The 4,634-nt window shown below is 60.7% G+C and carries 3 protein-coding genes; all 3 read left to right on the top strand.

Translation table 11 applies throughout. The annotated features are described in order from the left end of the window. Positions 1 to 459: citrate/2-methylcitrate synthase (locus DK391_RS43910; protein ID WP_275426853.1), on the top strand; the 459-nt coding region annotated here is incomplete at its 5' end. 214 nt (positions 460 to 673) lie between these two features. Further along, positions 674 to 3,271, top strand: coding sequence for a Fe/S-dependent 2-methylisocitrate dehydratase AcnD (gene acnD / locus DK391_RS43905; protein ID WP_109484255.1), 2,598 nt, complete (start codon positions 674 to 676; stop codon positions 3,269 to 3,271). Between the two features lie 34 nt (positions 3,272 to 3,305). Beyond that, the gene (prpF, locus tag DK391_RS43900) at positions 3,306 to 4,487 is read left to right on the top strand and encodes a 2-methylaconitate cis-trans isomerase PrpF (protein ID WP_109484254.1); all 1,182 of its coding nucleotides are present in this window, start codon (positions 3,306 to 3,308) and stop codon (positions 4,485 to 4,487) included. The last annotated feature ends 147 nt before the right edge of the window (positions 4,488 to 4,634 follow it).

The raw sequence follows: 4,634 nt of genomic DNA, 5'->3' as shown, positions 1-4,634 counted from the left end.
GCCAACGAAGTCGCCTTCGAGATCCAGTCGCGCTACCAGACGCCGGACGAAGCAGAAGCCGATATCCGCCGCCGCGTCGAGAACAAGGAAGTCGTGATCGGATTCGGCCACCCTGTCTATACGATCTCCGATCCGCGCAACAAGGTCATCAAGGACGTCGCGAAGAAGCTCTCGAAAGAAGCGTCGAACACAAAGATGTTCGATATCGCCGAGCGGCTCGAAAGCGTGATGTGGGATGCAAAGAAGATGTTCCCGAATCTCGACTGGTTCAGCGCCGTGTCGTATCACATGATGGGCGTGCCGACGGCAATGTTCACGCCGCTGTTCGTGATCTCGCGCACCTCGGGTTGGGCCGCGCACATCATCGAGCAACGCATCGACAACAAGATCATTCGTCCGAGCGCGAATTACACGGGTCCGGACGACCTGACCTTCGTGCCGCTCGCAAAACGCGCCTGATCGAGACCACTGTTGCTGTCGCGGAAGTGAGAGCCGCGATGCAGTTCAGCCCTGGCTCGTCGATACCCGCGAGCCAGGGCTGCTTTTTTCTCGAAGGTCCATTGCTGCACTGCGCGACTGTCGACGCGCTACACTTCGCAAGAAGAACGTGGACGCGAGCCGGCGCTTTCCGCGCAAGGCCGCTCCCGATTATTACCGTCTGTGTCCCTACGCCATGAATACTGCTCACCGCAAACCGCTGCCCGGCACGTCGCTGGATTACTTCGACACGCGCGCCGCCATCGACGCCATCCAGCCTGGCGCTTACGACAAGCTGCCGTACACATCGCGCGTGCACGCCGAAAACCTCGTGCGCCGCTGCGATCCCGCCACGCTGACCGATTCGCTGCGGCAGAGCATCGAACGCAAGCGCGAGCTGGATTTTCCGTGGTTCCCGGCGCGCGTCGTGTGCCATGACATTCTCGGGCAAACGGCACTCGTCGATCTCGCCGGCTTGCGCGATGCGATTGCCGATCAGGGCGGCGACCCGGCCAAGGTGAACCCCGTCGTACCGGTGCAACTGATCGTCGATCACTCGCTCGCAGTCGAATGCGGCGGCTTCGATCCCGATGCCTTCGCGAAGAACCGCGCGATCGAAGACCGGCGCAACGAAGACCGCTTCGACTTCATCAACTGGACCAAGAAGGCCTTCAAGAACGTCGAGGTGATTCCGCCTGGCAACGGCATCATGCATCAGATCAATCTGGAACGGATGTCGCCTGTCATCCACGCGGCAGATGGCGTCGCGTATCCCGATACGCTGGTGGGCACGGATAGCCATACGCCGCATGTCGATGCGCTTGGCGTGATCGCTGTCGGCGTCGGCGGGCTGGAGGCGGAGAACGTGATGCTCGGCCGCGCATCGTGGATGCGGCTGCCGGATATCGTCGGCGTGGAGTTGTCGGGCAAGCGTCAGCCCGGCATCACCGCTACCGATATCGTGCTTGCGTTGACGGAGTTCCTGCGCAAAGAGAAAGTGGTCGGCGCGTATCTGGAGTTTCGCGGTGAAGGTGCATCGAGCCTCACGCTCGGCGACCGCGCGACGATCTCCAACATGGCGCCCGAATACGGCGCAACGGCTGCGATGTTCTTCATCGACGAACAGACCATCGAGTATCTTCGTCTCACGGGCCGCGACGATGCGCAAGTGAAACTGGTCGAGACGTATGCAAAAGAAGCAGGTTTGTGGGCCGACACGCTGAAGCACGCCGAATATGAGCGCGTGCTCAGGTTCGATCTGTCGACGGTCGTGCGCAATATGGCGGGTCCGTCGAATCCGCACAAGCGCCTGCCGACTTCCGATCTCGCCGAGCGCGGCATCGCAGGCAGATGGGAGGACGTGCCGGGGCAAATGCCCGATGGCGCCGTGATCATCGCGGCCATCACGAGTTGCACGAACACCAGCAATCCGCGCAACGTCATCGCTGCCGCGCTGCTCGCGCGCAATGCGAATGCACGCGGCCTGACGCGCAAGCCGTGGGTGAAGTCATCGCTTGCGCCGGGATCGAAAGCCGTCGAACTGTACTTGCAGGAAGCGGATCTGCTGCCCGATCTGGAGAAGCTCGGTTTTGGCATCGTCGCGTTTGCGTGTACGACGTGCAACGGAATGTCGGGCGCGCTCGACCCTGTGATCCAGCAGGAGATCATCGATCGCGATCTGTACGCAACGGCGGTGCTGTCGGGCAACCGTAACTTCGATGGCCGTATCCATCCGTATGCAAAGCAGGCGTTTCTCGCCTCGCCGCCGCTGGTGGTTGCGTATGCGATTGCGGGCACGATCCGTTTCGACATCGAACGCGATGTGCTGGGTCATGACAAGGACGGCAAGCCCGTTTATCTGAAAGATATCTGGCCGAGCGATGAAGAGATTGATGCAATCGTCGCGCAAAGCGTGAAGCCCGAGCAGTTCCGCAAGGTGTATGAGCCGATGTTCGCCGTCACAGCGGCCAGCGGCGAAGCGATCAGCCCGCTGTATGACTGGCGCGCGCAAAGCACCTACATTCGCCGTCCGCCGTACTGGGAAGGCGCGCTGGCGGGTGAGCGCACGCTCAAGAGCATGCGTCCGCTTGCCGTGCTCGGCGACAACATCACGACCGACCACCTGTCGCCGTCGAATGCGATTCTTGCGAACAGCGCAGCGGGCGAATACCTCACGAAAATGGGCCTGCCCGAAGAGGATTTCAACTCGTACGCGACGCATCGCGGTGATCACCTCACGGCCCAACGCGCCACGTTTGCGACCCCGACGCTGATCAACGAAATGGCCGTGGTCGACGGTCAGCAGAAGAAGGGATCGCTTGCGCGCGTCGAGCCGGAGGGCAAGGTCACGCGCATGTGGGAAGCGATCGAAACCTACATGGAGCGCAAGCAGCCGCTGATCATCATCGCGGGCGCGGACTACGGCCAGGGTTCGTCGCGCGACTGGGCAGCCAAGGGTGTGCGGCTTGCGGGCGTCGAGGCGATCGTGGCGGAAGGCTTCGAGCGCATTCACCGCACGAACCTGATCGGCATGGGCGTGCTGCCGCTGGAGTTCAAGGCGGGCGTGAACCGCCTGACGCTGGGCATCGACGGCACCGAGACGTATGACGTGATCGGCGAGCGCAAGCCGCGTGCCGATCTGACGCTGGTGATCCAGCGCGCGAACGGCGAACGTGTCGAAGTCGCGGTGACGTGCCGGCTCGACACGGCGGAAGAAGTATCGATCTACGAAGCGGGCGGCGTGCTGCAACGCTTCGCGCAGGATTTCCTGGAATCGTCGAAGGCCGCAGCCTGAGACGCACCGACAGTTCATATCAGGATTCAGACCTATGGCACACGCACCTCAGATCAAGATTCCCGCCACGTACATGCGCGGCGGCACCAGCAAAGGCGTGTTCTTTCGCCTGAAGGACTTGCCCGAAGCCGCACAGACGCCCGGCGCCGCGCGCGATGCGTTACTGCTGCGCGTGATCGGCAGCCCGGACCCGTATGGCAAGCAGATCGACGGCATGGGCGGCGCGACGTCGAGCACGAGCAAGACGGTGATCGTCGCGAAGAGCAGTCGGCCGGATCATGATGTCGATTATCTGTTTGGTCAGGTATCGATTGACAGGCCGTTTGTCGATTGGAGCGGCAATTGCGGGAATCTCTCTGCGGCCGTGGGACCGTTTGCGATCAGTGGTGGACTGATCGACCCTGAGCGCGTGCCCGATAACGGTGTTGCAGTGGTGCGTATCTGGCAGGCCAATATCGGCAAGACAATTATTGCGCACGTGCCGATGAGCAATGGTTCCGTGCAGGAAACAGGAGACTTTGAACTCGATGGCGGGACGTTTCCTGCTGCAGAAGTTCAGCTTGAGTTTATGGACCCGGCTGCGGAAGAAGAAGGCGCTGGGGGTTCGATGTTCCCGACCGGTAATCTCGTCGATGATCTCGACGTGCCTGGTGTCGGCACGCTGAAGGCGACGATGATCAACGCGGGGATTCCGACGATCTTCGTCAATGCTGACGCGATTGGATATACAGGCACCGAGTTGCAGGATGCAATCAATAGCGATGATGCGGCGCTGAAGAAGTTCGAGACGATTCGTGCGCATGGCGCGCTACGGATGGGGTTGATCAAGAGTCTCGATGAGATTGCTACGCGGCAGCATACGCCCAAGGTTGCGTTTGTTTCTGGGCCTGCGGCGTATGTTGCTTCGAGTGGCAAGTCCGTCGGTGCTGGCGATGTCGATCTGCTTGTGCGGGCAATGTCGATGGGGAAACTGCATCACGCGATGATGGGGACGGCTGCTGTTGCTATTGGCACTGCTGCTGCTATTCCTGGTACTTTGGTTAATCTTGCTGCAGGTGGCGGGGAACGCGAGGCTGTGAGGTTTGGGCATCCTTCTGGCACTTTGCGGGTCGGTGCGCTTGCTTCTCTCGAGGATGGAGAGTGGGTTGTCAAGAAGGCTGTGATGAGTCGTAGTGCCAGGGTGTTGATGGAAGGGTGGGTTCGGGTGCCGGGTTAAGGTTTTTTTGTTGTCTTGCGACGGTCTGGCTTTTTTCGTTGGCATCCGCGATTCGATGTCAGTACTTCATGCGTCGCCCCTGTGCGGGGCAGCACCTACTTTTCTTTGCCGCGGCAAAGAAAAGTAGGCAAAAGAAAGCCGCTAAAC

The sequence above is a fragment of the Paraburkholderia sp. C35 genome (genome assembly GCF_003121405.1).
Lineage (GTDB): Bacteria > Pseudomonadota > Gammaproteobacteria > Burkholderiales > Burkholderiaceae > Paraburkholderia.
Note: the sequence above shows the minus strand (reverse complement) of the source record. Positions and strands in the feature narration are given on the sequence as shown.

Bases quoted from the DNA above. Each gene is read 5' to 3' on its own strand.
- acnD (WP_109484255.1), top strand. From the start codon at position 674: ATGAATACTGCTCACCGCAAACCGCTGCCCGGCACGTCGCTGGATTAC.
- prpF (WP_109484254.1), top strand. From the start codon at position 3,306: ATGGCACACGCACCTCAGATCAAGATTCCCGCCACGTACATGCGCGGC.